This window comes from Pseudomonas sp. SLBN-26 (assembly GCF_006715895.1).
Classification (GTDB): Bacteria; Pseudomonadota; Gammaproteobacteria; order Pseudomonadales; family Pseudomonadaceae; genus Metapseudomonas; species Metapseudomonas otitidis.
In genome coordinates, this window is the sequence record NZ_VFOB01000001.1 from 3,249,585 (window position 1) to 3,276,145 (window position 26,561).

Annotated in this window: 22 protein-coding genes and 3 tRNA genes; 6 read left to right on the forward strand and 19 right to left on the reverse strand. The window is 64.0% G+C overall.

Annotated features, from left to right (window positions below):
* Window positions 1-362: 362 nt before the first annotated feature.
* The 3 genes from FBY21_RS14905 to FBY21_RS14915 form a co-directional block, all read right to left on the reverse strand.
* Window positions 363-438 (reverse strand) — tRNA-Lys (locus FBY21_RS14905).
* Between the two features lie 11 nt (window positions 439-449).
* A tRNA-Pro gene (locus FBY21_RS14910) sits at window positions 450-526 on the reverse strand.
* A 10-nt stretch (window positions 527-536) separates the two neighbouring features.
* Window positions 537-612 (reverse strand) — tRNA-Asn (locus tag FBY21_RS14915).
* Window positions 613-814: 202 nt separating this feature from the next.
* On the opposite strand from FBY21_RS14915, the gene FBY21_RS14920 reads away from it, so the two are divergent.
* Window positions 815-3,112 carry a DUF1631 domain-containing protein gene (locus FBY21_RS14920; protein ID WP_142012010.1) on the forward strand — a complete coding sequence of 766 codons (2,298 nt, stop codon included), beginning with the start codon at window positions 815-817 and terminating at the stop codon, window positions 3,110-3,112.
* A gap of 9 nt (window positions 3,113-3,121) precedes the next feature.
* Window positions 3,122-3,454 carry a PilZ domain-containing protein gene (locus tag FBY21_RS14925; RefSeq protein WP_069559840.1) on the forward strand — a complete coding sequence of 111 codons (333 nt, stop codon included), beginning with the start codon at window positions 3,122-3,124 and terminating at the stop codon, window positions 3,452-3,454.
* Between the two features lie 88 nt (window positions 3,455-3,542).
* On the opposite strand, the gene FBY21_RS14930 is transcribed toward FBY21_RS14925, so the two are convergent.
* From FBY21_RS14930 to FBY21_RS14965, 8 genes are all read right to left on the reverse strand, one after another.
* On the reverse strand, window positions 3,543-3,995 hold the full coding sequence (locus tag FBY21_RS14930) for a type IV pilin protein (protein WP_142012013.1): 453 nt from the start codon (window positions 3,993-3,995) through the stop codon (window positions 3,543-3,545).
* The gene (locus FBY21_RS14935; protein WP_142012015.1) at window positions 3,995-8,266 is read right to left on the reverse strand and encodes a PilC/PilY family type IV pilus protein; all 4,272 of its coding nucleotides are present in this window, start codon (window positions 8,264-8,266) and stop codon (window positions 3,995-3,997) included. The genes FBY21_RS14930 and FBY21_RS14935 overlap by 1 nt, the downstream gene beginning before the upstream one ends.
* 16 nt (window positions 8,267-8,282) lie before the next feature.
* Entirely contained in the window at window positions 8,283-8,624 is a 342-nt protein-coding gene (locus FBY21_RS14940) for a hypothetical protein (RefSeq protein ID WP_142012018.1), read from the reverse strand.
* A 13-nt stretch (window positions 8,625-8,637) separates the two neighbouring features.
* Entirely contained in the window at window positions 8,638-9,183 is a 546-nt protein-coding gene (locus tag FBY21_RS14945; protein ID WP_142012020.1) for a PilX N-terminal domain-containing pilus assembly protein, read from the reverse strand.
* Between the two features lie 12 nt (window positions 9,184-9,195).
* Window positions 9,196-9,999 (reverse strand): PilW family protein, encoded by an 804-nt coding sequence (locus FBY21_RS14950; protein WP_142012023.1) that lies wholly within the window; start codon window positions 9,997-9,999, stop codon window positions 9,196-9,198.
* Complete coding sequence (gene pilV / locus FBY21_RS14955; protein WP_142012026.1) at window positions 9,996-10,571, reverse strand: type IV pilus modification protein PilV; 576 nt, start codon at window positions 10,569-10,571, stop codon at window positions 9,996-9,998. The genes FBY21_RS14950 and pilV overlap by 4 nt, the downstream gene beginning before the upstream one ends.
* A complete protein-coding gene (locus FBY21_RS14960; protein ID WP_142012029.1) occupies window positions 10,558-11,073 on the reverse strand; it encodes a GspH/FimT family pseudopilin in 516 nt (171 codons plus the stop codon). Before FBY21_RS14960 ends, pilV begins: the two co-directional genes overlap by 14 nt.
* 111 nt (window positions 11,074-11,184) lie before the next feature.
* The gene (locus FBY21_RS14965; protein ID WP_142012031.1) at window positions 11,185-11,712 is read right to left on the reverse strand and encodes a GspH/FimT family pseudopilin; all 528 of its coding nucleotides are present in this window, start codon (window positions 11,710-11,712) and stop codon (window positions 11,185-11,187) included.
* Between the two features lie 28 nt (window positions 11,713-11,740).
* Here FBY21_RS14965 and thiO point away from each other — a divergent pair, with 28 nt between their 5' ends.
* Entirely contained in the window at window positions 11,741-12,826 is a 1,086-nt protein-coding gene (gene thiO, locus FBY21_RS14970) for a glycine oxidase ThiO (RefSeq protein WP_142012033.1), read from the forward strand.
* A 12-nt stretch (window positions 12,827-12,838) separates the two neighbouring features.
* Here the strand turns inward: thiO and FBY21_RS14975 are convergent, their stop codons facing one another.
* The 4 genes from FBY21_RS14975 to FBY21_RS14990 form a co-directional block, all read right to left on the reverse strand.
* A complete protein-coding gene (locus tag FBY21_RS14975; protein ID WP_142012036.1) occupies window positions 12,839-14,179 on the reverse strand; it encodes a sigma-54-dependent transcriptional regulator in 1,341 nt (446 codons plus the stop codon).
* A 2-nt stretch (window positions 14,180-14,181) separates the two neighbouring features.
* Window positions 14,182-15,777 carry an ATP-binding protein gene (locus FBY21_RS14980; protein ID WP_142012038.1) on the reverse strand — a complete coding sequence of 532 codons (1,596 nt, stop codon included), beginning with the start codon at window positions 15,775-15,777 and terminating at the stop codon, window positions 14,182-14,184.
* Window positions 15,764-16,000, reverse strand: coding sequence for a PP0621 family protein (locus FBY21_RS14985; RefSeq protein ID WP_044410363.1), 237 nt, complete (start codon window positions 15,998-16,000; stop codon window positions 15,764-15,766). Before FBY21_RS14985 ends, FBY21_RS14980 begins: the two co-directional genes overlap by 14 nt.
* 146 nt (window positions 16,001-16,146) lie before the next feature.
* Entirely contained in the window at window positions 16,147-17,145 is a 999-nt protein-coding gene (locus FBY21_RS14990; RefSeq protein ID WP_142012041.1) for an outer membrane protein assembly factor BamD, read from the reverse strand.
* Window positions 17,146-17,292: 147 nt separating this feature from the next.
* On the opposite strand from FBY21_RS14990, the gene rluD reads away from it, so the two are divergent.
* The 3 genes from rluD (at window position 17,293) to clpB (ending at window position 21,686) form a co-directional block, all read left to right on the forward strand.
* Window positions 17,293-18,264 (forward strand): 23S rRNA pseudouridine(1911/1915/1917) synthase RluD, encoded by a 972-nt coding sequence (rluD, locus tag FBY21_RS14995; RefSeq protein ID WP_044410847.1) that lies wholly within the window; start codon window positions 17,293-17,295, stop codon window positions 18,262-18,264.
* Window positions 18,264-18,989, forward strand: coding sequence for a peptidoglycan editing factor PgeF (gene pgeF / locus FBY21_RS15000; protein ID WP_142012043.1), 726 nt, complete (start codon window positions 18,264-18,266; stop codon window positions 18,987-18,989). Before rluD ends, pgeF begins: the two co-directional genes overlap by 1 nt.
* 132 nt (window positions 18,990-19,121) lie before the next feature.
* Window positions 19,122-21,686, forward strand: coding sequence for an ATP-dependent chaperone ClpB (clpB, locus tag FBY21_RS15005; RefSeq protein ID WP_074972995.1), 2,565 nt, complete (start codon window positions 19,122-19,124; stop codon window positions 21,684-21,686).
* 99 nt (window positions 21,687-21,785) lie between these two features.
* Here clpB and ispH read toward each other — a convergent pair whose 3' ends face one another.
* The 4 genes from ispH to ileS are packed head-to-tail and all read right to left on the reverse strand — an operon-like array spanning window position 21,786 to window position 26,555.
* A complete protein-coding gene (gene ispH / locus FBY21_RS15010) occupies window positions 21,786-22,730 on the reverse strand; it encodes a 4-hydroxy-3-methylbut-2-enyl diphosphate reductase (RefSeq protein ID WP_142012046.1) in 945 nt (314 codons plus the stop codon).
* Window positions 22,731-22,779: 49 nt separating this feature from the next.
* On the reverse strand, window positions 22,780-23,232 hold the full coding sequence (locus FBY21_RS15015; RefSeq protein ID WP_142012049.1) for a peptidylprolyl isomerase: 453 nt from the start codon (window positions 23,230-23,232) through the stop codon (window positions 22,780-22,782).
* The gene (gene lspA / locus FBY21_RS15020) at window positions 23,225-23,731 is read right to left on the reverse strand and encodes a signal peptidase II (RefSeq protein ID WP_074972991.1); all 507 of its coding nucleotides are present in this window, start codon (window positions 23,729-23,731) and stop codon (window positions 23,225-23,227) included. The genes FBY21_RS15015 and lspA overlap by 8 nt, the downstream gene beginning before the upstream one ends.
* Window positions 23,724-26,555 carry an isoleucine--tRNA ligase gene (gene ileS / locus FBY21_RS15025; protein WP_107329356.1) on the reverse strand — a complete coding sequence of 944 codons (2,832 nt, stop codon included), beginning with the start codon at window positions 26,553-26,555 and terminating at the stop codon, window positions 23,724-23,726. Before ileS ends, lspA begins: the two co-directional genes overlap by 8 nt.
* Between the last annotated feature and the right edge of the window lie 6 nt (window positions 26,556-26,561).

A 26,561-nucleotide genomic window follows, 5' to 3' on the forward strand; every position in this document is an offset into this window, starting at 1 on the left:
TCTTTCCCAGCCCCTGGGACGAGGAAAGACCATGTGCATGACAGGGCATTCGCGGTGGATAAGGCGGGGGAATCAGACCCGACAGGTCCGACTCCAGACCTGAACGGATGCAGCGGAAGACGGGCAGGCGAAACGGCGTTCGACGGAACGCACCAGACAGACGATGTCGGCCAGCAGACCTGAAAAGAATGGGTAACTGCGACAACCGGACGCAGGCAGGCGACGGAGGCAGCAGGAAGGAAGTCGCGGAAGGTCTGGTCGATGACCCGGCGCGCCGGATCGAACGAGCAGAAACGAAAAAGCCCACCTGTTCAGGTGGGCTTCTCGTCGTCGACCAGGAGATACCTGGGCGATCGTCTATATGGTGGGTCGTGTAGGATTCGAACCTACGACCAATTGGTTAAAAGCCAACTGCTCTACCGACTGAGCTAACGACCCGAAATTTGGATTGGTCGGGGTAGAGAGATTCGAACTCCCGACATCCTGCTCCCAAAGCAGGCGCGCTACCGGACTGCGCTATACCCCGTTTTGGAAGTTGGCTCCGCGACCTGGACTCGAACCAGGGACCCAATGATTAACAGTCATTTGCTCTACCGACTGAGCTATCGCGGAACTTCACATTTCCAATCTCTGCGGCTTCGTCTTTCAGATTGCTGCTGCAGAGGCGCGCCATTTTACGTATGGCGAATCGGCTGTCAACCCCTTAAAAGCGATTTTATTCAGTGCTTTGCAGTTGATGCGCCCGCTGCTATATCTGTGCCTCATCCGACACAACGCAGGACGCGCCGGCCGCAAGGCCCAGGCGACAGGGCCCATGAGCCGCCAAGATACACCGCCTCCTCCCCGCCCGGTCGCCACGCTGGCCAACCGTGGTATCCAACCGCGCTTCGGCGATCTCGTGCTGGGCTGTCGCAAGCTGGTGATGAACCACCTTGCCGAGCACCTGACCGGCGTCTTCGCCCAGGTCGACGACACCCTCTTCGAATGCGCGGAAAAAGCCGAGAACAATCAGGTGCAGACGCTGTTCTTCGACAGCATGCGCGAGATCCGTCGCCAGCGACCGCACATCGAACGCCTCTACCACCAGCGCATCGCCCAGCAGTTCGGTGACTTCATGGAGGGCCGCGAGCCCGAGGCGAAGGTCACCCAGCTGGATGCCGACCACCTGGAACTGATCCAGAACGAGGTCTACGAAGAGAGCCTGCTGGTCACCAACATGGTCAGCCGGGTCAAGGCGCGTTGTGCCCAGCCACTGTTCGCGCTGGACCAGCGCCTGGCCCTGCTCAACAACGGTCGCAAGCTCGGTGAGGACAGCAACCCCTTCGGCCCCCAGGCCATCGCCCAGGCATTCCGCGATGCGCTGCAGAACATGCCGTTTCCCCTGCGCATCAAGACCATCCTTTATATGCTCTTCGACCAGCAGGTGATGCAGGGGCTGGATGGCCTGTACGACGGGCTCAACAAGCGCCTGATCGATGCCGGCGTGTTGCCCAACCTCAAGTACACCGCGCAACGCCAGGCAGCCCCTGCCAAGCCGCAGCCCCGTGAGCCGGCTCCGCGCCAGGATGCCCCCGCGCCCGCCGCCTCCGGCCCGGTGGCGCCGCCGGCCGATCTTTCGGCACCGCCGCCCCAGGAGCCTGGTGCGCTGTACAGCGGCCTGTCGGCATTGCTGGAGGAGCATCGCCGGCTCAACCAGGAAGCCGGGGTCGCCTTCACCGGCACACCCAGCATCGTCAGCTATGCCCCCCAGGGCGCAACGCGGACCTACAGCGCAGCCGACCTGCTGGAAGCGCTCAATCGCTTGCAGCAACAGTCTGCCCACGACCTGGCCTCACGCCTGCAGCAGCCCCAGCGGGTCGAGGGCCTGAAGGCGGACCTGCACCAGCAACTGGAAAGCCACAGCGCGCAGCCGGGCCAACATAAGGTGGCCGAGCAGGAAGCGGACGTGATCGATCTGGTCGGCATGCTGTTCGACTTCATCCTCGACGACGACAGCCTGCCGGACACCTGCAAGACCGCCCTCTCCCACCTGCACACGCCCTACTTGAAGGTGGCGCTGCAGGACAAGGCGCTGTTCACCCAGCATCACCACCCGGCCCGCCGCCTGCTCAACACCATGGCCCAGGCCGGTGCGCTGTACGGCGGTGAAAGCGAGGAGAAGGGGCTGCTGGCGAAGATGCAGTGGGTGGTGGAACGGGTGATCCACGGCTTTGCCGGCGATCTCCAGCTGTTCGACTCCCTGCAGGACGAGTTCAACGAATACGTCGCCACGCTGCGCCACAAGGTCGAACTGCGTGAGCGCCGCGCGGTGGAGGCAGCCAAGGGCCGCGACCGCCTGCTGGAAGCCCGTCAGCGCTCGGTGGACGCCATCGCGCGCCTCCTCGAAGGCCGTGAGCTGCCGAAGATCATCCGCCACTTCCTGGAGCAGACCTGGAGCGACGTGCTGGTGTTCGTGCTGCTGCGCCACGGCGACGCCGGGGAGGAATGGCGACGCGCCTGCGAGGTGGCCGACCAACTGGCCTGGAGCGGCACCCCGCTCGATGCCCGAGGGCGCGAGCGCCTCCAGGGGCTGCGGGTCGGGATGCTGGAAGACCTGCGCAAGGGGCTGGAGCTGCTCGGTGGCTACCACGAGGACGGCATCCGCCGCCTGTTGCAGGACCTGGTGGCCTGCCAGCACGCCGTGCAAGGCAAGCAGCCGCAGGTCGCGGCACAGCTCAACCCGGAACTGCCGAAAAGCCCGCTCAGCGAAATGCTGGGTGAAGACGCCAACCTTGCGGAACGTCGGCCCGCCACCCTTTCACCCCGCGCACTGGCGCTGGTCAAGGAGCTGGAAAGCCTGGAGTTCAACACCTGGTTCGAGTTCGTCGAGAACGGCCAGAGCCGCACGCTGAAGCTCTCCTGGTACAGCCCGACGACCCGCAACTACATGTTCGTCGACCACAGCGGCCAGCGCGTGGCGATCAAGCCGATCACCCAGCTGGCACAGGACATGGAGCGCGGCAACGCACGCATCGTCGCCCCCGAACACAACGTACCGCTGATGGACCGGGCGCTGGGCGCCATCTACCGGGTCCTGCAGCGCTTCACCGGCCGCAGCCCGCGAGCCAACTGAGGAGCCACCATGGAAGACCGCCGTCATCACAGTCGCCACAACGCGGGCATCCAGGTGGAGGTCTACGACCTGCATTCCGGCAACCGCCTGGGCCGCGTGGTGGACCTCTCCCTGGATGGCTTCATGCTGTTCAGCGAAGCGCCGCTGGCCACCGACTCCGTCTGGGAATGCCGCCTGGTCCCCGCCGAACCCGTGGACGGCATCACCGAAGTCCGCCTCGGCGCCGACTGCCTCTGGAGCCGCCCCGGCGCGGACGGCCAGCACGCCTGGGCGGGGTTCCACATCATCGACCTGGCGGAGGATCAGGCCAGGGCGTTGGAGGTGGTGTTAGGACGGATCTGACCATTCGCACCAAAACCTCACAGCAGCAAAAAGCCCCGTTTCATGAGCAGTCGAGGACTGCGCACGAAGCGGGGCTTTTTTACAGGCCTTACCAGCAGCTGGCTACGGTCGCGCCGGCACCCGAAACGCCTTTGACGCCCCGGCTATCCAGGGTGAGGTTGCCGCAACTGTCAGCCGCTTGCCCCCCCTGGGGCTGGGCAGTCAGGATCACGCAGCGGGCGATGGTCGTACCCGCACAGGCGCCGGCGTTGATGCTGTAGCGCTTGCTTTCGGAAATCACCGCCGCCCCCTGGGCTATTGCAGCGCCAGTAGAGTCACGGAAGGCCAGGCCATTGGTGCCCAGGTTGTTGGTGTAGGTCTGGTTCTGGGAATAGAAGCGCTCCTGGGCCTGCATGATCTGCATCATCGTGGCCTGGCCGTCACTGCGGCCAGTCCGCATCACATAACGCTGGTAGTTCGGGTAGGCGATCGCGGCAATGATGCCGATGATCGCCACCACGATCAGCAATTCGACCAGGGTGAATCCCTTGGCTCTGGTCATCAGTTCTCTCTCCAGTAGAGGCCTTGGATGGCTTTGTTGGTCTCGCAGATTTCAGCACCATCCACGCAACCCTTGTTGCTCGGATCGACCAGGCAGTTCTCCGCACCACACAGCAGCCCGACCGACTTGTCGTCACGCAGGATAGTCGCGGGCTTCGACGGAATACCACCATGGGCCAGGTCAAAGCTGCGCTTGGCCGTCTTGGTGCCATTGACGGTCTCGGTGAAGACGGCACTCGCATCCACCAGGTTGAGCGCATAGAAGCGACCGCGGCCAACGTCCGGACCGCAGGTGGTGACCTGCTGGCCGCTGGGGCGGAAGGTGGTGAACAGGACGGAGCCAGCGAAGCTCACCGAACTGGACAGCACTTTCTCGCCACTGGGGAAGCGGATAAACCAGCCGCTGCTCTGGGCAAGCAGGGTCGGGTTGGGGGTGTAGCTGTCACCGGGGGTGAGCTGTGCATACAGGGCGTTGATCTCGGCACGTTTGGTCGGGATACCGGTGGCGGCTGCTGCCCGAGCTTGTTCGATCAGGTAGTTGTAGGCCTCGAACTGGGTCAACGGCGGCGTGGTATCCGCCGCGGTGGCCGCAGCAAGCTGGGTTGCATTGAGCACGTTGGAAGCCGTGTTGTAGGCGCGGTTGGCCAGTGCTTGCAGATCCGCCTGCAAACTGGAGGCCTGGCCGGCCAGGGTGACCCGCTCGGCTTCCAGAGTGGTGAGCAGGTTGGACTGGGTGACCAGCGGCGAGCTCACAGCCTCCAGGCTGGTTTGGGTCTGCGCCTCGTTGGCAGCCAGCAAGTCGCTGCTGGTGGTCCCGGCAGGCGCTGCTGGCAAACCGCTTGGCAGCAGGCTATTGAGCGCATTCTTGGCCGAGGTCAGATCCGCCAGCTTGCTGGTAGCGTCAGCAGTGTTGCCTTGGTTGTAGGCGTCGACGATGGCAGCCTGCAGCCCGGCGATCTGGTTGATCTTGTCGTTGATTGCAGAAAGATTCTGGATCAGGCCGTCACGTACCCCAAAGGCCGCCGAGTTTTCATAGTTGCTATTCAGCGTGGCCAGATCCGACTCCAACGTGGTGGTATCCGATCCTGCCGCCTTGGCGGCGGTGATCTGGTTCTGCTTGGCCAGGATTGCGCTGTACTGGCTGCTCAGGGACGAGTCGTTCAAAGCGGCAGTGATTCTGGCTTGCAGGGTGCCGATATTGCCTGCCGTGGTGCTGTTCAGCTCCGAAGCCTTGAACGAACTGGCATCAGGACTCGTCGCATTCAGGCCATTCAGCTGCGACAACGCAGACTGAGCAGCCACGACCAGGCTGTGAGACTGGGTCTGGCTGCCAGACTCCGTCGCATGCGCAACGACATAGGGGTCGTTGCGCAGAATGGTGTCGATGGCGGCCTGCTTCTGATTGATGGAGTTGTTGACGCCGACCAGGGTGTTCAACTTGTCCGTGTAACCAATGCTGGCCTGGTAGCTCGCCAGATTGGCCCGTGCGGTAGCCTCATTGGCATTGAGCGTGTCGATTTCGGCCCGCTTGGTGTTGATCTGGTTCTGGATGCTCTGGGCCTGGGCACTGGTCAGGTTCACGCTGCTGACGTCGACCAGGTTGCTCTCGGTGATGGAGGTGTAGCTCGTCGGTGCGGCATAGACGTTCTTGTCGCGAATGACATAGAAGCGATCCAGCGCTGCTTCGCTGAGCGGGTGGCCGCGATAACCCGAGCCGATGGAAATAGTGAAGTAGGTGTCCCCGCCACGCTCCTTGATCAAGGCGACGTCGGGCTGGTTGTAGAAGCGACGGTTGTTGCTGGCGTCGGTTCCACCCAGGGCAGCCACACGCCCCCCGGTGGCGAAGTCGCTGGCCCCGCCGTTACCCGACTTGATGTCGAAGCGGAAGATCTGGCCACGGGTGTCTGCAGTGAAGATGGTGTCGATCAGGCCATCGCCCCCAATATCGATCAGCGCCGGATCACCGGGCATGCTGTTGGTCATGGTGGACAGCGTCAGGTTGGCATCGCTGTCCCCCGTGGGGCCGGCCATCCACAGTTTCTGTCCGGTATCCGCATCCACGACGTAAAGCGCGTTGCCAGAGCTGTCGCTTTTCGGGTTGTCCGGAATCGCATCGTTGTCCTGGGTGGTGTCATAACCCCCGGTGAAGATCAGTACTTCCTTGGTTTGGCCGTTCCACTTGACCTTAGCGTACTTGGGCGTGGACCAGGTCTGGCCCAGTCGGGTGAAACCGGTACTGCCACCCGAACCGCCACGAATCACCCATTTCAGCTTGGGCTGGATGGTTGAGGTATTGCCCTGGGTACCGGGAGACATGTCCAGGGCATAGTAGTTACGCCCACCACGCCCCATACCGGCGTATAGAACCACGGTGGAGGCGTTACGGATCTGGGTGGTGGGGTTCACGTTTCCGTACGTCACCTTCAGGTCGAATTGACCATCGATGCCGTACTTCTTGTTGGCGCTGCCCTTGGGATCGTCGTAGTACGCCTTCAGGTTCGGCAACAACTCCTTCGGAATGAAGGAGAACAACTCATTACCAGTGCTGGGGTCGATGGCGCCGATGAAGCCCTCGTTGGTGCCGTAGAACAGCACGAGACTGTCTTGCGCCGTGCCGTTGGCAATGCGCTCGATGCTCTCATCACTGGCATAGGCCACTACTTTCGGGGCGTTGTGCAATACGTCGCCGATCTGCGCCCTGACGGAGCTGTCCGCCGGGTCAGTACCCCGGGCCCAGGTCAGCAGGTTGGTCTTGTAGGCGTCTGCCATGCTGGCATCACCCAGCATCGTCTTGGTCAGGGAGGTGTTGCTGGTGGACAACAGATGGGCGCTGCCCGTCAGGTTGACCGAACCTGTGCTTCCCGGATCACGGTTGCTGCCGGTGTAGGTGTAGAGGTTGCGGGCACTTGGGTTGGTCAAACGACTTGCGGCGCCACCCAGCGAAGCGTTCTTGCCGTCAACCACGTTGGAGGGCGTCCAGTAACTCTGTGCGCTGTCCAGGAAGAAACCGGTGGACGTATCCACGGCACTACGCCCATTGGCATCGGTTACCACGAGATTGCCGCTGGCATCCGAAGTTGCCTTGTACTTCTTCACGTTACCCAGCCAGCGAGCCCCTTGGGCCGGGCGGAACAGGGCGTAGTAAAGGTCATTACGGTAACCGAAGTTGCTGTATGCACTGACGGATACGGTGGGGGTGGTGAAAGTTGTGTTGTCAGCAAGGATGTCCACCAGGATAGAGCGCAGCGATGTGACCAGCCCCGAGGTGTCGTTGGTGGTGAAGAACTTGCCCTGGCCCAAGGTGGCCGTGTCATCCAGCAGACGGGTATCGCTGATGCTGCCGAAGCCCACGGTGTAGGTGGAGATCGTCTGCTTGCCGGTAACGGACGCCGGCCCGTTGTCATTGTTCGCCAGCCATTCCGCAAGGCCAGGCATCCAGCAACCCGCATTTGCCTCGCCGTCAGTGGGATAGCCACGGTTGCAGGAGGTGTAGATGCTGTTGGGCGTACCGGTACGCACCAAGGAGGCAATTGCAGAGTTACTGCTGCTGTCCCCGTTGGGCAGGCCGTCAGTCAGAACGATGATGCTCGACTTCTGGCAGGAGTTCTGGATGGGGGAATTGTAGGTAGAGCCAGAATAGGACGCCCGATCACTGTTCCACGGAGAAACGAACGCGGCCCCTTTCCAGTCCTCGATGTAACCAGTCGATTGCCGGCCGTAAATGATGGAGCCGCCACGCAAGTATTGCGCAGCCTCGTGATAAGCCTCCAGAAGAGGAGTGGCGCCACTTGCGTAGTAGCTATTCAGTTGGGTCTTGAAGCTATTGGCAACGGTGCCGGCCTGCTGAACCGGAACGTTGACGAACCCGCCTTCATTGTTGGCGCTGAAACGAACCAAACCAATGTTCGAATCGTTGGAAAGTGCAAGCTCGTCCACCAACTGTCCAACGACTTGCTTGACGACCTGGATACGCGTGAGCTGTCCGTTGTTGACCCGATTGGTACGCGCCTCAGTACTGGTGCACCAATCACGAGGAATACCGTTGGAGGAGTAGTCAAGAGGCACCAGAGACCGGCAGTTGGTCCCCGGAACCCCACTCTGCATGGAACCCGAGGTGTCGATCACGAACATGATGTTGGGACGGACACGCTGGTCCGCAGGGAGATCGCGGGTGGTGTAGATCTCGGTGTCATCGGCCAGCGCTGTGTTAAGGGACAGTGCCAGGTAGGTGAACGCGGAGGCGCCAAGGGCCAGCTTTCTGGTAACGCTCATGGGTCTATCCTCGGCGTCAGTTCAGGAACAATTCGGTAACGGTAGGCAAACCGGTCGGGGTGTAGAACACCGAGCCTTGCCAATCGATCTTCAAACCCAGGTGAGTGAAATCGGTGGGTTCACCGCGCAGGTACACCTTGGTCTGGTCGTTCACCTCAAGGCGTTGCGGAGCGCAGGTCTGGCAAGCGGTAGTGAGCACATACCCCCTGACGGGTTCGCCAGCCTTGCTGGTCAGACTGACAATCAGCGTGGCACTTTCGATGTACTTCGGCGGCGTTTCGTCGACGTCCTCTGCAACCCCATGCAAGGCAAAGCCGGAAACGAAAAGCGCCAGTAAGAATGGGATCAAACGGTTCATATGCTGGCCTCGTTCACTTGAGGTTGAAGAAGACCAGGCCTTGTGCCTGATCGGAAAGAGCACCGCCAAATCGGGTGGTCGCCTTGATCTCGTACTGCTGGCAGGTGTAGTTGCCGAAGGAGTACCCCTTGCCGAAACTCGCACAGTCCAGTTGGCCGACACTGCGGATGGTGTTGGTCTGGGAGTTGTCGCTGTTGCTCGATGTAGGTAAGGGAACGATCGAGGTCAGGGAAATAGGTCTCCTCAGGGAGGGGAAACGAGACAGCGAACTGACCCAGTTGGGATCGTTCTCGTTCGCTGATGTGGCAGCAGTGCTGTTTGTGGCAGACATCAGCGGCTGACGGTTCGCCACCACACTCAAACTGAGCATTTGAGAACGAATCTCGGTCTGGCTTTGCTGGTATGCGGTATTGCGAAACTGGTTGCTGCTGGCCATGCGTTCGTCATTGGTAGCGAAGCGAACTGCGGTGATGCCTGCCGCAGTCAGCACGACAAGAAAGACCAACGCGACGATCAAGGTGGCGCCTGCCTGGCGTTGCAGCGGTCGAAGGGACTGCATATAAGCGGCTTCCTAGAGATTCTTGAACTGAACGGTGGTGGTGAACACCTGGCGGGCACGACCGTCGTTGGAGGAAAACGGGGCGGCATCCAGCAAGTAGTAGTTCCGCTGGACGGGGGCCGGGTTCAGGACATCAACCGAATTGGCCAGTACGGCGATACGAACGGAGACGACCCTGCCCCAGTTGCTGACGCGATCCGCCGAGACGTACTGATTCACGCTCTGGGAATTGCCACCGGTATCGATGCCATAGAGCACCTGAAGAGAATCAATGCCATCAATAAGGCGCTGCCCGGCACTGAGGGCCGCGTTGGTGGTCCGATTGAAAGACTTGCATCCCAATGCAGCCGTCGGATTATTTGCGTCCGCCGGAATGATGTAGAAGGCATTGACCACCAGATTGTTATCAGGCACCACCGCACCGGCGCAATCGCGCTTGGCACCATCGATGACCGGGGGTTCGAAGGTGAACCCCACCACATCGGCGGCGCTACCGCTGCCGTTCACAGCGCATGGATTGTTGCCGGTGTTACCGACACCACAGACCGTTCTTTCCACCGGGAAAGGACGGCTCAATGTAGAGCCAGGAGAGGTGTATCCAGCCTGGCGAGCGCTCTGGGTAATGAACTCAAGGGCAAACCGCCCGTTCTCCTGCAATTTCGCCATGGCATCGTTGGTGGCGAATGTCTGCTTGCTGGAGATAAAGACTTGGATGATGCCCAGCAGCAGGATCAGTCCAAGGGTCAGGCCAATCATCAACTCGACCAGGCTCAGGCCGCGTTGCCGCTGAAAGGTAATGACGAAATGCTTGCTCATCGTTGCACCTGCGCACTGCTGGTCAGGTTTTCCCCGGCCGCGTTCTTGCTGGCCTTGCTTTGCCAAGTCGCCGTGATACTCAGCTGGGTTCCAGATGCGACAACGGCGAGGGGTTGCGTGCCGCTGGCTGCCAGGCCCAGGAAGTCACGACTGGTGTAGCGCCCTGACGCTGCCGTCGCGTTGGCACCGTATGCGGTGGTTCCGCTGTAGGAGCACTGGGCCTCCCAGCGGTCATAAGCCGCCATCTGGGCAGCGGTGCAATTGGTCCCATTCACCTTGGCGCCCGTAATGGGGTCGTAGTAGTCACTGCAACGCTGGGCAGGCAGGTTGGAACAGTTGGGGGCGGTGGTGTAGTCGCTGGTACCGGCCTCCTGGTTCGCACGGATACGCTCCGCCAGGTCCTGTACGACCCAGGTCGCCTGGGTTCGCTGGTTGCTGTCCCCGGAGCTCTGCAGTGCGCTGAGCTGAAGTGCCGCAAAACCGAGCAGGCCGACGGCGAAGATCAGAAGGGCAATCAGCACCTCGATCAACGAGATCCCCGCCTGTGTGGAAACGTTATCAACAGGACGCATCGCGGTTCACCTTCTTGATCGAAGCCTTGCCCATGGCATTGAGAGAGACACAGCGTGCGCTGCCGTCATTGTCCTGCAGGCGCTCCGAGGTCACCTTGAACGACTGGGCGCTGATCCCTGAGAGCAGCGTCCCATCACGCCGGAAAGTCAGCTTGTTGGTGGACTGCAGATAAGGTGCATTGAGCGTGACATCCGTCGCCCCCTGGAAGGTGCGTATGACCTCGGCGCCTGTGCAGTCATTGATGGTGGCAGGCCCTATGCACCAGCCATCCGTCCACCCGTCCTCGCTGTTGGTCATGGGCAGCACCACCACATTGGCGTTGAGCTTGGTCGCTTCGATACGGGCCACAGCCAGGGCATTCATGAGTTCGCTGGCCTGCCCGGACACCCGCTGCCGGACAATGAACCCGCCCATGGCGGGCAGGGCGATTGAAGCAACGATCCCCATAATGAGGATGGTCACCAGAAGCTCGATAAGACTGAATCCGCGTATACGTTCCATGGGTACTTCCTCTGCGCAGGCTGTAAGCTAGCGAGCCGAAACTCCAACCTCAAACAGCATGGGATGGCCGGCGTGGAGGAGCGTACGAGCGGCTGTCGTACAGAGATGCGGCTATTCGCCGCCGTGCTTCATGCGCACCCGACCTTGGCGATTGATGATAATCCGTCGCTCGATTCGAGATGTTGATGCACTTACTAGAAACGTGCCGTTAGTGGTTGATGTCAGGCCACTTCCATTGAAATGAACCGCTCGCTTGTTACCCGCACCACCCCAACGGAGGTCGATGCCTGGCGGCACATCCAGTATCGAAATCAGATGATCAGGAGACGACAGCGCCCGGCGCGCGCCGTCATCGAAGAACGTGCTCAGGACGCCGTTCCAGTTACGTGTGCATCGCCCCTGGGTATCGAGCGGACATAGCGTCACGCGGCGTCCTTCGGTAAGCGCCAGGTGGCGAGCCTGATGAGCAGCATGAGCAAGGTCGCGACTGAAGCCCACCACGCGATTTCCCATCATCCAGGACAGACAGTTGGGCAGGAACATCACGATGATGATCGATAGCACTGCAAGAGAAACCAGTTGGGAAGCCAAGCCCATTCCACGATTCTTACGTTCCATTTGTCCTTGCTCCAGTTCCATGGAGTGACTCAGTAGTCAGGAGGTCTTCGTGTCGGTCCTTGTTGTAGGCGGAGGGGTCATCGGGCTTCTCACTGCCCTGGAGCTGGCCAGTGCCAGCGAAGTCACGCTCGTCGAGCGTTCGAACGTGGGACGCGAGGCCTCCTGGGCCGGAGGCGGAATTGTATCCCCCCTCTATCCCTGGCGTTACAGCGCTGGGGTGACGGCCTTGGCTCATTGGTCGCAGGATTTCTACCCAGGCCTTGGAGAGAAACTGCTGAAGGCCACCGACCTGGATCCGGAGGTGCACACCACCGGCTTGTACTGGCTGGATCTGGATGACGAGGCCGAGGCCCTGGAGTGGGCACGACGTGAAGGGCGTCCACTTCACGCAGTGGACATGGCTTCCGTGCACCGGCAGGTGCCGCCCCTGGGAGCAGGGTTCGAACGGGCCATCCACATGCCTGGGGTGGCCAACATCCGCAACCCGCGCCTCGCGCAGTCACTGCGTGCTGCGCTTCTGGCGCTTCCCAACGTCACGCTCCATGAGCAGGCGGGAATCGACAGTTTCATCGTCGAAGGGGAGAAGGTGGTCGGCGTCAGGATCGGCCATGAAGAACTCCGCGCCGACCGCGTGGTGCTCTGTGCGGGCGCCTGGAGCGGCGAGCTGCTCGCAACGCTAGGCCTCTCGCTGCCGGTCGAGCCGGTCAAGGGGCAGATGATTCTCTACAAGTGCGAGCCGGGCTTCCTGCCCAGCATGGTGCTGGCCAAGGGGCGCTATGCCATCCCGCGCCGGGATGGCCACATCCTCGTGGGCAGCACCCTGGAGCATGAGGGTTTCGACAAGACGCCTACCGACGTGGCGCGGGAGAGTCTCCAGGCTTCTGCGGAGGAGCTGATTCCTGCGCTGGCGAAACAGCCCATCGTCGGGCACTGGGCGGGATTGCGGCCGGGCTCGCCCGATGGCATCCCGTTCATCGGACCGGTGCCGGGGTTCGAGGGACTCTGGCTCAACTGCGGTCACTACCGCAACGGGCTGGTTCTTGCGCCGGCCTCCTGCCGGCTGTTGGCGGACCTCATGCTGGGGGGCGAGCCGATTGTCGACCCCACCCCCTACGCGCCCAGCGCTCGCCTTTGACCTGTCTGGGGATCAGTCGATCCCCAGCTTCTTCAGCCTGTAACGCATGGAACGAAAGGTCAGCCCAAGGCGCTGGGCTGCTGCCGTGCGGTTCCAACGGGTCTCTTCCAGGGCCTGCATGATCAGCTTGCGCTCGATCTCCTCGAGATAGTCCTCGAGGTTGTCGATCTTGGCGAGGTCCGCCTCGCCGCCCTCTGCCGCGCCAGCAGCCTCGGTGAAGCGCAGGTCATGGGGCTGGATCTGGTCGTTCTCGCACAGGGTGTAGGCCCGCTCGAGCATGTTCTCCAGCTCGCGCACGTTGCCGGGGAAGCGGTAGGTCTTGAGCTTCTCCAGCGCATCACGGGTAAGGGTCGCGGCCGGCAGCGAGCAGGCTTCGGCCAGGCGTTTGAGCATCACGTCCGCCAGGCGGGGAATGTCTTCGCGGCGCTCACGCAACGGCGGCACCCCCAGTTCGATCACGTTGAGCCGGTAGAACAGGTCCTGGCGGAATCGCCCGGCAGCCACCTCGGCAGCCAGGTCCTTGTGAGTGGCACTGAGGATGCGCACGTCCACCACCACTTCCTGCTGGCCACCAACGGCACGTACCGCCTTCTCCTGGATGGCCCGCAGCAGCTTGACCTGCATGGGCAGCGGCAGGTCGGCCACTTCGTCGAGGAACAGGGTGCCACCGTGGGCGGCCTGGAACAGGCCCTGCTTGTCCTCGATGGCACCGGTAAAGCTGCCTTTCTTGTGGCCGAAGAACTCGCTCTCCATCAGCTCCGACGGAATGGCACCGCAGTTCACCGGCACGAAGGGGTGACTGGCGCGCGGCCCTTGCTCGTGGATGAGTCGTGCGACCAGCTCCTTGCCGCTGCCCGACTCGCCGCTGATGTAGACGGGCGCCTGGCTGCGAGCAAGCTTCTGTATCTGGTTGCGCAGCGCCCGCATGGGGGGCGATTCGCCCAGCAAGCGGCTGTCGACGCTGGCCTCTTCGTCCGATTCGCCGCTGCGCAGACGCAGGGCAGTCGCCACCAGTTCGCGCAGGCGGCCGAGGTCCACCGGCTTGGTCAGGAAGTCGAAGGCACCGGCCTTGAGGGCATTGATGGCGGTGTCCAGGCTGCCGTAGGCCGTGATCATGGCCACCGGCACCTGGGGGTACCGCTGCTGGATGTACTGCACCAGCTCCTGCCCGGTGCCATCGGGCAAGCGCATGTCCGTGAGGCAGAGGTCGAACGGTTCGCGGGCCAGCCACTCGCGGGCCTCCTTGACGTTGCGGGCGCTGCGGGTGTCCAGCTTCATCCGGCCGAGGGTGATCTCCAGCAGTTCGCGGATATCGGGCTCGTCGTCGACGATCAGGGCTCTCTGTCGGGTCATGGTCAACTCAGTTTTCGCGGATGGGCGAAGGTGATGCGGAAACAGCTGCCGCCGCCTTCGCGGGGTCGATAGTCAAGGCGGGCCTGGTTGCTCTCGCACAGCTCGCGGGAGATGTACAGACCGAGCCCGGTGCCCTTGTTCTCCGTGGTGTGGAAGGGCTCGAACAGGTGATGGAGCTGCTCCTCGGCGACGCCGGGGCCATCGTCCATCACTTCCAGTATGGGCAGGTCGCTCTCGGCGTCACGGAAGAGCTTCAGCCAGACCTGCCCCTGGCGATTTTTCTGAGCGCTGTAGCGCAGGCCGTTCTGCACCAGGTTGGTCAGCACCTGGGTGAGCTGGTGGGGGTCCATGCGGGTCTGGATGCTGCCCGGGTTGGTCTCCAAGTGAAGGGTCTGCCCCACCGGTGAGGCGCTGCGGAACTCGCTTGCAAATCGGTGCAGCCAGTACTTGAGGTCCAGCAGTTGGGGTTCCGACTGGCGGCGCCGCGACAGTTGCAGGACGTTTTCGATGACGAGGTTCATCCGCCGGGAATGATCCTGGATGATCTGCGCCAGGCGGCGGTCGGGGCCCTCCAGCTCTTCGGACTCCTGCAACAGCTGGGCGGCATGGCTGATGGCGCCCAGGGGATTGCGGATCTCATGGGCGATACCGGCGGTCAGCCGCCCCAGGGAGGCCAGCTTCAGCTGCTGCGCCTGCTGGGCGATCTGCGAGATGTCTTCGAGGAAGACCAGCGTATCCAGCTGCTCACCGCGCTGCAGCTGGACGAAGCTGGGCTGCAGCACCGTGCCGTCGGGTACCGGCTGCAGGCTCTGGGGACGCAGGGTCGGGTTGTCCCACCACTGCTCCAGTCGCTTGAGCAGCTCCGGGCAGTGCGGCCCGAGGGGGCGCCCCGCCAGCCCGTCGTGCCCCAGCATCGCCTGGGCGGCCTGGTTGGCCAGCAACACCCGGTGACGGCTGTCCAGCACCAGAATGCCGGTGCGCATGCGCTGCAGGATGAGCGCGTTGAGCGCTTCCAGATTGGCCACGTCGGCAGCACGCTGCTCGGCCAGGGTCTCGCTCAACTGCAGGCGCCGGCTGATGCCCTGCACGAACAGGGCGCCTGCAAAGCACAGGGCTCCGAGCGCGCCGGCCTGCACGTACTGGTTGGCCGCTTCCGGGCGCGACAAGCTCAGGTAGAAGGTCAGGTAGATCATCCCGATGGCGGCGACGGCGGCGATCAGCAGCCCGATACGCCCGCGCAGCAGGATGTTGGCAATGGCCACCGCAACGATGATCAGGTTGCCGATGCCGCTGGGCGAACCGCCTGCTGCATAGAAGATGCAGGACAGCAGGATGACGTCCACCAGCGCCAGGCTGAACACCTGCAGCATGTGCTGGGGGCGGCGCACCATCAGCGCAATGAGGATGTTCAGCAGCAGGTAGAACCAGCTGGCATTGCGGAACAGCTGGACACGGGCCAGGTTCAGCAGCTCGCTGTCCAGCTCACTGGAAATCAGCCCGACCAGCGCCAGGCCGATCAGCAGGCGGTACAGGTTGTAAAGGCGGAAGATCCGTCGGATCTGATTGCTCGCCAGGGAGGGCGACTCAGTGCTCGCCACTGGCCTTGCCTTGTTCGAGGTGGGCCTGGCTGCAGTACCAGCGCTGGGCACTGGGCAGGGCTTCGGCCTGGGGAACGTGGACGCCACACTGGGCGCAGCGAACCATGGGGCTGGCGGCCGGCTCGGAGGGCGGAGCCTCCTGGCGGGGCGGGCGGGCCTTCATGCGGCGCCATACCCATACGGCAGCAAAAATGACGGCAATCCAGAAGATCAGGCGCAACATGCGTCGAACTCGAGTGTCCGGGGAAAGGCCAGCAGTTTAAGCCAAGGCGTTTCCCCACGCCCAGCAGCTAAAGGCAGTGCTGTGCACTGTGTCCTCGCCGGCATGAAAAAAGAGGCCCGCAGGCCTCTTTTTACTGTCCATCCGCCTCAGTCGAAGAGGCCGAAGGTCATGTAGCTGAACCAGGAGCGCTTCTTGCCGCCGGTATCGCCACCAGCCGAGGCGCTCTCGGGCTGGAGCTCGTCCGGGATTTCTTCCCTGGCATCTTCGTACTGCTTGATCACGTCCTGGTTGGCGCGGGTCTGGCCCGGGGGCAGCGGCGCTTCGCTCTCGATCAGACCGAGGGTGGCCTTGGCCAGCCAGCTGCGGTTATCGGCTTCGTCCTCGCGGGGCACGAACTGGCCATCGACCAGACTCGGGTGCTCGGGGTAGTTCAGCTTCAGGGTTTCCAGGCTGGTCGCGGCCAGGTCATCCAGACCCAGGCGCTGGTAGGACTCCACCATCACGGCCAGGCCATCACCCACGGCGGGAGTGCCCTGGAAGTTCTCCACCACGTAGCGACCGCGGTTGCCGGCGGCGACATAGGCCTGGCGGGTCAGGTAGTAGTGGGCAACGTGGATTTCGTAGGCGGCCAGCAGGTTACGCAGGTAGACCATGCGCTGCTTGGCGTCCGGCGCGTAGCGGCTGTGGGGGTAGCGGCTGGTCAGCTGGGCGAACTCGTTGTAGGAGTCGCGGGCGGCACCCGGGTCACGCTTGGTCATGTCCAGCGGCAGGAAGCGCGCCAGCAGGCCACGATCCTGCTCGAAGGAGGCCAGGCCCTTCAGGTAGTAGGCGTAGTCGACGTTGGCGTGCTGCGGGTGCAGGCGGATGAAACGCTCGGCGGCCGACTTGGCGGCCTCCGGCTCGACGTTCTTGTAGTAGGCGTAGATCAGCTCGAGCTGGGCCTGCTCGGCGTAGCGCCCGAAGGGGTAGCGGGACTCGAGGGCCTTGAGCTTGGCGACGGCGCTGGAATAGCTCTTGTTATCCAGGTCGGACTGAGCCTGCTGGTACAGCTCGGACTCGCTCAGGTTCTCGTCGACCACTTCTTTGGAGGAACACGCGGCGGTGAGGGCGAGAATGGCGATCAGCAGCAGGTGTTTCACTTGCATGGTGGCTTGCGTCCCTGTGACGGTCCGCTGTCTTGGGCGGAGCCGTCCTGTTATGATGGGCGCCCTGGGCTTTCCCAGGACAAAGACGCCGTATTTAACCACAAGCGCGTGGCCGAAACCAAAGGCTGCGCCCCGCCGTTTTCGAGCATGTCCCCGACCAACAAACAGGCCATCCAACTGAGTGCCGAGGTGCCGTCCGATTTGGGCGGGCAACGCCTGGACCAGGTTGCCGCACAACTCTTCGACGAACACTCCCGCTCCCGCCTGTCCGCCTGGATCAAGGAAGGGCGACTCACCGTGGACGGCCAGGTGCTCCGCCCCCGCGACACCGTCTATGGCGGTTCCGTGCTGGCGCTCGATGCCGAACTGGAGTCCCAGGGCGAGTGGGTGGCGCAGGACATCGAGCTGAACATCGTCTACGAGGACGACCACCTGCTGGTGCTGGACAAGCCCGCCGGCCTGGTGGTGCACCCGGCGGCCGGCCACATGGACGGCACCCTGCTCAACGCCCTGCTGCACCATGCCCCCGACCTGGCCAACGTGCCCCGGGCCGGCATCGTGCATCGCCTCGACAAGGACACCACCGGCCTGATGGTGGTGGCCAAGACCCTCGAAGCCCACACCAAGCTGGTCGCCCAGTTGCAGGCCCGGACCGTCAGCCGCATCTACGAAGCCATCGTCGTCGGCGTGATCACCGCAGGTGGCAAGGTCGACGCGCCCATCGGCCGCAGCTCCCAGCAGCGCCAGCGCATGGGCGTGGTGGCCGGTGGCAAGCAGGCAGTCAGCCACTACCGCGTGCTGGAACGGTTCCGTTCCCACACCCACACCCGGGTCAAGCTGGAGACCGGCCGCACCCACCAGATCCGCGTGCACATGGCCTACATCAACCACCCACTGGTAGGTGACCCGGTGTACGGCGGCCGCTTCCGCATTCCGCCGGCAGCGAGCCCGACCCTGGTACAGACGCTGAAAGAATTTCCCCGCCAGGCGCTGCATGCCCGCTTCCTGGAACTCGACCACCCGGAAACCGGTGATCGCATGAAGTGGGAATCCCCGCTGCCCGATGACTTCGTCTGGCTGCTGACCCTGCTGCGGCAGGACAACGAGTCCTTCGTCTGATGACGGGCTGGCTCACGCCCGACTGGCCCGCTCCCGCGCGGGTCAGGGCCTGCGTGACCACCCGCGCCGACGGCGTCAGCCTTCCGCCCTACGACAGCTTCAACCTCGGTGACCACGTCGACGACGACCCCGCCGCCGTCGCCAGCAACCGCCTCAAGCTCACGACCACCCTCGGCTGCCAGCCCGCCTGGCTCAGCCAGGTACACGGCATCCGCGTGGTCGAAGCCGATCCCACCCGCGTAGAGACGGCAGACGCCAGCTGGAGCTGGACCCCCGGCATCGCCAGCCTGGTGATGACCGCCGACTGCCTGCCTGCGCTCTTCTGCAACCGCGACGGCACCCGTGTCGCAGCCGCTCATGCAGGCTGGCGCGGCCTGGCAAACGGTGTACTGGAAGCCACGCTGGATGCCCTGGCCACACCGACGGACCAGATCCTGGTCTGGCTCGGACCGGCCATCGGCCCGGACGCCTTCGAAGTCGGCCCGGAGGTCCGCGACGCCTTCATCGCCCAGCACGCCGAAGCAGACGCCGCCTTCCGCCCCAGCGCGAACGCCGGCCGCTACCTGGCGGACATCTACGCCCTCGCCCGCATCCGCCTCGCCGCCCGTGGCATCACTGCGGTTTATGGCGGCGGTTTCTGCACCGTCAGCGACCCGCGCTTCTACTCCTACCGCCGTGCCTCCCGCACCGGGCGCTTCGCGAGCCTCGTCTGGCTGGCCGATTGAGCCGCTGACCTGCATCAAGGCCGGGCACCTTGAATCGCCCAGAATCGTCCTTATCTACACTGCATCCCGGCGAGCTCATCGTCTTCGGGGCGCTCATCGCCCCAGCCCGCCCCTTAGAGGAAGGACTGCCCCATGCGCATAGATCGACTGACCAGCAAACTCCAACTGGCGCTGTCCGACGCCCAATCCCAGGCCGTCGGCCACGACCACTCGGCCATCGAGCCGCTGCACCTCATGCTCGCCCTGCTCGACCAGCAGGGCGGCTCCATCAAACCTCTGCTCATGCAGGTGGGCTTCGACATCGCCGCCCTGCGGGCGGGCCTGACCAAGGAACTCGACGGCCTGCCGAAGATCCAGAACCCCACCGGAGACGTGAACCTGTCCCAGGACCTCGCCCGCCTGCTCAACCAGGCCGACCGCCTGGCTCAGCAGAAAGGCGACCAGTTCATCTCCAGCGAACTGGTGGTGCTGGCCGCGATGGACGAAAACACCCGCCTGGGCAAGCTGCTGCTCGGCCAGGGCGTCACCCGCAAGGCCCTGGAGAACGCCATTGCCAACCTGCGCGGCGGCCAGGCCGTGAACGACCCCAACGTCGAGGAAGCCCGCCAGGCCCTGGACAAGTACACCGTCGACCTCACCAAGCGCGCCGAAGACGGCAAGCTCGACCCGGTGATCGGCCGTGACGACGAGATCCGCCGCACCATCCAGGTCCTGCAGCGCCGCACCAAGAACAACCCCGTGCTGATCGGCGAGCCCGGCGTCGGCAAGACCGCCATCGCCGAAGGCCTGGCCCAGCGCATCATCAACGGCGAAGTACCCGACGGCCTGAAGGACAAGCGCCTGCTGGCCCTGGACATGGGCGCCCTGATCGCCGGCGCCAAGTTCCGTGGCGAGTTCGAAGAGCGCCTCAAGGCCGTGCTCAATGAACTGTCCAAGCAGGAAGGCCGCGTCATCCTCTTCATCGACGAGCTGCACACCATGGTCGGCGCCGGCAAGGCCGAAGGCGCCATGGACGCCGGCAACATGCTCAAGCCGGCCCTGGCCCGTGGCGAACTGCACTGCGTTGGCGCCACCACCCTGGACGAGTACCGCCAGTACATCGAGAAGGACGCAGCCCTGGAGCGCCGCTTCCAGAAAGTCCTGGTGGACGAGCCCAGCGAGGAAGACACCATCGCCATCCTCCGTGGCCTGAAGGAGCGCTACGAGGTGCACCACGGCGTGACCATCACCGACGGCGCCATCATCGCCGCCGCCAAGCTCTCGCACCGCTACATCACCGACCGCCAGCTGCCGGACAAGGCCATCGACCTGATCGACGAAGCCGCCAGCCGCATCCGCATGGAGATCGACTCCAAGCCCGAAGCCCTCGACCGCCTGGACCGCCGCCTGATCCAGCTGAAGATCGAGCGCGAGGCCATGAAGAAGGAAGAGGACGAGGCCGCCATCAAGCGCCTGGCCAAGCTGGAGGACGACATCCTCAAGCTGGAACGCGAATACGCCGACCTGGAGGAAATCTGGAAATCGGAGAAAGCCGAAGTCCAGGGGTCCGCCCAGATCCAGCAGAAGATCGAACAGGCCCGCACCGAGCTGGAAGCCGCCCGCCGCAAGGGCGACCTGAACCGCATGGCCGAACTGCAGTACGGCATCATCCCCGACCTGGAGCGCAGCCTGCAGATGGTCGACCAGCACGGCAAGCCGGAGAACCAGCTGCTGCGCAACAAGGTGACCGACGAGGAGATCGCCGAGGTCGTCTCCAAGTGGACCGGCATCCCGGTGGCCAAGATGCTCGAAGGCGAGCGCGACAAGCTGCTGCGCATGGAAGACGAGCTGCATAAGCGCGTCATCGGCCAGCATGAAGCCGTGGTCGCCGTGGCCAACGCTGTGCGTCGTTCCCGCGCCGGCCTGGCCGACCCGAACCGCCCCAGCGGCTCCTTCCTGTTCCTCGGCCCGACGGGCGTCGGCAAGACCGAGCTGTGCAAGGCCCTGGCCGAGTTCCTCTTCGACACCGAAGAGGCGCTGGTGCGCATCGACATGTCCGAGTTCATGGAGAAACACTCCGTGGCCCGCCTCATCGGAGCCCCTCCGGGCTACGTCGGGTACGAAGAAGGCGGCTACCTGACCGAAGCCGTGCGTCGCAAGCCCTACTCCGTCGTGCTGATGGATGAAGTGGAGAAGGCCCACCCGGACGTCTTCAACATCCTCCTGCAGGTGCTGGAGGACGGCCGCCTGACCGACAGCCACGGCCGCACCGTCGACTTCCGCAACACCGTGGTGGTGATGACCTCCAACCTCGGCTCCGCGCAGATCCAGGAGCTGGTGGGCGACCGTGAGGCCCAGCGCGCGGCGGTGATGGATGCCGTCAGCAGCCACTTCCGCCCCGAGTTCATCAACCGGATCGACGAAGTGGTGGTGTTCGAGCCCCTGGGCCGCGACCAGATCGGCGGCATCGCCAGCATCCAGCTGCAACGCCTGCGCAAACGCCTGGCCGAACGCGACCTGAGCCTGGAGCTGAGCCCGGAAGCCCTCGACAAGCTGATTGCCGTTGGCTACGACCCGGTCTACGGCGCCCGCCCGCTCAAGCGCGCCATCCAGCGCTGGATCGAAAACCCGCTGGCCCAGCAGATCCTCGCCGGCCAGTTCGCCCCGGGCGTCGCCATCCACGCTCGGGTCGAGGGGGAGGAGATCGTCTTCGACTGATCCATCGCACCCTCCATGCCGCCCATCCCTGATGGGCGGCATTTTTCATGGGCAATGAAAACGGGGGCCGAAGCCCCCGTTTTTATTTACTGCCGTAGCTCAGATCGCCTTGACCCGCAGCTCCTTGGGCATCGAGAAGGTGACGTTTTCCGGCCGCCCGTCCAGCTCAAGCGCTACCTCGGCGCCCCACTCGCGCAGTTGCTGGATCACGCCCTGCACCAGCACCTCGGGGGCAGAGGCGCCGGCGGTGATGCCGACCCGTTGCACACCGGCGAACCAGCCCTGCTGCAGGTCTTCGGCGCCGTCGATCAGGTAGGCCGGGGTGCCGATGCGCTCGGCGAGTTCGCGCAGGCGGTTGGAGTTGGAGCTGTTGGGGCTGCCCACCACCAGCACCACATCGCTTTCGTCAGCCAGTTGCTTCACCGCATCCTGGCGGTTCTGGGTGGCGTAGCAGATGTCGTCCTTGCGCGGCCCGCCGATGGAAGGGAAGCGTGCCCGCAGGGCATCGATCACGCGGCTGGTGTCGTCCATGGAAAGAGTCGTCTGGGTGACGAAGGACAAGGCCTCGGGGTTGCGAACCACCAGGCGCTCCACGTCATCCTCGTTCTCCACCAGGTAGATCGCGCCGCCATTGACGGTGTCGTACTGGCCCATGGTGCCCTCCACTTCCGGGTGACCGGCGTGGCCGATCAGCACGCACTCACGGCCGTCACGGCTGTAGCGGGCCACCTCCATGTGTACCTTGGTCACCAGCGGACAGGTGGCGTCGAACACCTTGAGGCCACGGAGCTCGGCCTCCTGGCGCACGGCCTGGGACACGCCGTGGGCGCTGAAGATGACGATGACGTTGTCCGGCACCTGGTCCAGCTCTTCGACGAACACGGCGCCACGGGCGCGCAGGTCTTCGACGACGAACTTGTTGTGCACCACTTCGTGGCGGACGTAGATCGGCGGGCCGAACACTTCCAGCGCACGGTTGACGATCTCGATGGCACGGTCCACGCCGGCACAGAACCCACGGGGGTTGGCGAGTTTGATCTGCATGCTTGTTACCTCCAGGCCTGCCGGCCGCCCTCCCCTGCCGGGAAACGGATCAGAGCGGGCGAACCGCCAGGATTTCCACCTCGAAGCGCAGCGTCTTGCCAGCCAGCGGGTGGTTGAAGTCGATGGTCACGCGGTCAGCGTCGAAGGCCTTCACGACACCGGGCAACTCGGCGTTGGCGGCGTCGTTGAAGATGATCAGCAGGCCTTCGGACAGTTCCATGTCCTGGAACTGGCCACGGGGCATGACCTGGACGTTCTGCTCGTTCGGCTGGCCGAAACCCTGCTCGGGACTGATGGGCAGTTCGCGGCGGTCGCCGGCCTTGAGGCCGAACAGCGCGTTCTCGAAGCCCGGCAGCAGGTTGCCGTCGCCGACCTTGAAGGTGGCCGGCTGCTTGCCGAAGGTGCTGTCGACCACGTCGCCGTTCTCCAGCTTGATGGCGAAGTTCAGCGTCACTTCACGGTCCGGGCCGATGTGCAGCTCGGTGGCGAGGGACTCAGTCATGGGCGGCTTCTCCGGACTTCTTCGTCTTGAACATATCCAGCGCCAGCATGATGGCGCCGAGGGTGATCGCGGTGTCGGCCAGGTTGAACGCCGGGAAATACCAGCGGTCCTGCCAGTGCACCAGGAGGAAGTCGACCACGTGGCCCAGCACCACGCGGTCGTACAGGTTGCCCAACGCGCCGCCGAGCACGGCGGCCAGGGCGATGGCCAGCCAGGTTTCGTCGGCCTTCAGGCGCTTGAGCCAGACCACCAGCACGCCGCTCACCACGATGGCGATGAGCGCGAACAACCAGCGCTGCCAGCCCGAGCTGTCCGCCAGGAAGCTGAAGGCAGCGCCGGTGTTGTAGACGTGGGTCCAGTCGAACCAGCCGGGGATCACCGTGATGCGAGTGTGCTTGGGGATCAGGTCCAGCACTGCCCACTTGGTGCCCTGGTCCAGCAGGAACACCAGGACGCTCAGCAGCAGCCAGCCCAGCCGACCGAAACGGGCCTCAGGCATGGTGGCGAACCTCGCCGGCGCCTTCGATGTTCTCCACGCAACGGCCGCACAGCTCCGGGTGTGCCGCGTGGGTGCCGACGTCCGCACGGTGGTGCCAGCAACGGCCGCACTTGGCGTGTTCGGACTTGAGGATGCGCAGCTTCAGGCCCGGCACCTCGGTGGCCACGGCCTGCTCCGGCGCCTCGCCCGCCGGGCGGACTTCAGCGGTGGAGGTGATGAGCACGAAGCGCAGCTCGTTGCCCAGCCGGGCCAGGTCGGCCTGCAGGGCGTCGTCGCCGAACAGGGTGACTTCGGCCTGCAGGTTGCCACCGATGGCCTTGGCCGAACGCAGGGCTTCCAGCTCCTTGTTGACCGCCCCTTTGACCGCCATGACGCGGGTCCAGTAGGCCGCATCCAGGGCGAACCCTTCCGGCAGGCGGGCCAGGCCTTCGTACCAGGTGTTCAGCATGACCGACTCATTGCGCTCGCCCGGCAGGTACTGCCAGATCTCCTCGGCGGTGAAGGCCAGGATCGGCGCGATCCAGCGCACCAGCGCCTCGGTGATGTGGAACAGCGCGGTCTGGCAGGAACGACGGGCCACGCTGTCGGCACGGGTGGTGTACTGACGGTCCTTGATGATGTCGAGGTAGAAACCGCCCAGCTCCTGCACGCAGAAGTTGTGCAGCTTCGAGTAGACGTTCCAGAAGCGGTACTCGCCATACGCCTCGAGGATCTCGTCCTGCAGGCGCGCAGCGGCGTCCAGCGCCCAGCGGTCGAGGTCGAGCATCTGCTCCGGCGGCAGCAGGTCGCGGGCCGGGTCGAAGCCGTTGAGGTTGGCCAGCATGAAGCGCGCGGTGTTGCGGATACGCCGGTAGGCGTCGGCGCTGCGCTGCAGGATCTGGTCGGAAACGGCCATCTCGCCCGAGTAGTCGGTGGCCGCAACCCACAGGCGCAGAATGTCGGCGCCCAGGGTGTTGTTGATCTTCTGCGGCGCCACGGTGTTGCCCAGGGACTTGGACATCTTGTGGCCGCGCTCGTCCACGGTGAAGCCGTGGGTCAGCAGGCCCTTGTAGGGCGCATGGCCGTCGATGGCACTGCCGGTCAGCAACGAGGAATGGAACCAGCCACGGTGCTGGTCGGAGCCTTCCAGGTAGAGGTCCGCACGCGGACCGCTGGCGTGGCCTTGCGGGTGCGAACCACGCAGCACGTGCCAGTGGGTGGTGCCGGAATCGAACCAGACGTCCAGGGTGTCGAGGATCTTCTCGTAGTCACCGGCCTCGTCGCCCAGCAGCTCGGCCGGCTCCAGCTTGAACCAGGCCTCGATGCCCTGCTGCTCGACGCGCTTGGCCACTTCCTCCATCAGCTCGACGGTGCGCGGGTGCAGCTCGCCGGTGGCCTTGTGCAGGAAGAACGGGATCGGCACGCCCCAGTTGCGCTGGCGCGAGATGCACCAGTCGGGACGGCCGGCGATCATGCTGTGCAGGCGCGCCTGGCCCCAGGCCGGGGTGAACTGGGTCTGCTCGATGGCCGCCAGGGCACGCTCGCGGAGGGTGCCGCCCTGATTGGGCTGCTTGTCCATGCCGACGAACCACTGGGCCGTGGCGCGGTAGATCAGCGGTGTCTTGTGGCGCCAGCAGTGCATGTAGCTGTGCTTGATCGCCTCGTGCTTGAGCAGCGCGCCCACTTCTTCCAGCTTGGCGACGATGGCCGGGTTGGCCTTCCAGATGAACTGGCCACCGAAGAACGGCAGGTCGGCCACATACACGCCATTGCTCTGCACCGGGCTGAGGATGTCGTCATTGCTCATGCCGTAGTTCTTGCAGGAGCGGAAGTCGTCCTCGCCATAGGCCGGCGCGGAGTGCACCACGCCCGTGCCGGCACCCAGCTCGACGTACTCGGCCAGGTAGACCGGGGAGAAGCGCTCGTAGAACGGATGGCGGAAGCGAATGTGCTCCAGCGCCTCGCCCTTGGCGGTGGCGATCACCTGGCCTTCAAGGCCGTAGCGAGCCAGGCAGGACTCCACCAGTTCAGTCGCCAGCACCAGCAGGCGAGCGCCGGTGTCCACCAGGGCGTACTCGAATTCGGGGTGGACGTTCAGCGCCTGGTTGGCCGGGATGGTCCAGGGGGTGGTGGTCCAGATCACGATGGCGGCCGGCTTGGGCAGGCTGGCCAGGCCGAAGGCGGCAGCCAGCTTGTCGGCGTCTTCCACCGGGAAGGCAACGTCGATGGCGTCGGACTGCTTGTCCTTGTACTCCACCTCGGCCTCGGCCAGGGCCGAACCGCAGTCGAAGCACCAGTTGACCGGCTTCAGCCCCTTGAACACGAAGCCGCCCTTGACCATCTCGGCCAGGGCGCGGATCTCGCCGGCTTCGTTGGCGAAGTTCATGGTCTTGTAGGGGTTGTCCCAGTCACCCAGCACACCCAGGCGGATGAAGTCGGCCTTCTGCAGCTCGATCTGCTCGGCGGCGTAGGTGCGGCACAGCTCGCGGACCTTGTCCGCCGGCAGGTTCTTGCCGTGGGTGGTCTCCACCTTGTGCTCGATGGGCAGGCCATGGCAGTCCCAGCCCGGCACGTAGGGCGCGTCGTAGCCGGAGAGGGTCTTGGAGCGGACGATGATGTCCTTGAGGATCTTGTTCAGCGCGTGGCCGATGTGGATCTCGCCGTTCGCGTAGGGCGGGCCGTCGTGGAGGATGAACGTGGGGCGGCCCTCACCGATCTGGCGCAGCTTCTGATAGAGCCCAATGGAGTCCCAGCGCTGCAGGGTCTCCGGCTCACGCTGGGGAAGACCGGCCTTCATCGGAAATGCCGTTTCCGGCAGGTTGAGGGTCGCTTTGTAATCGGTCATGTCAGT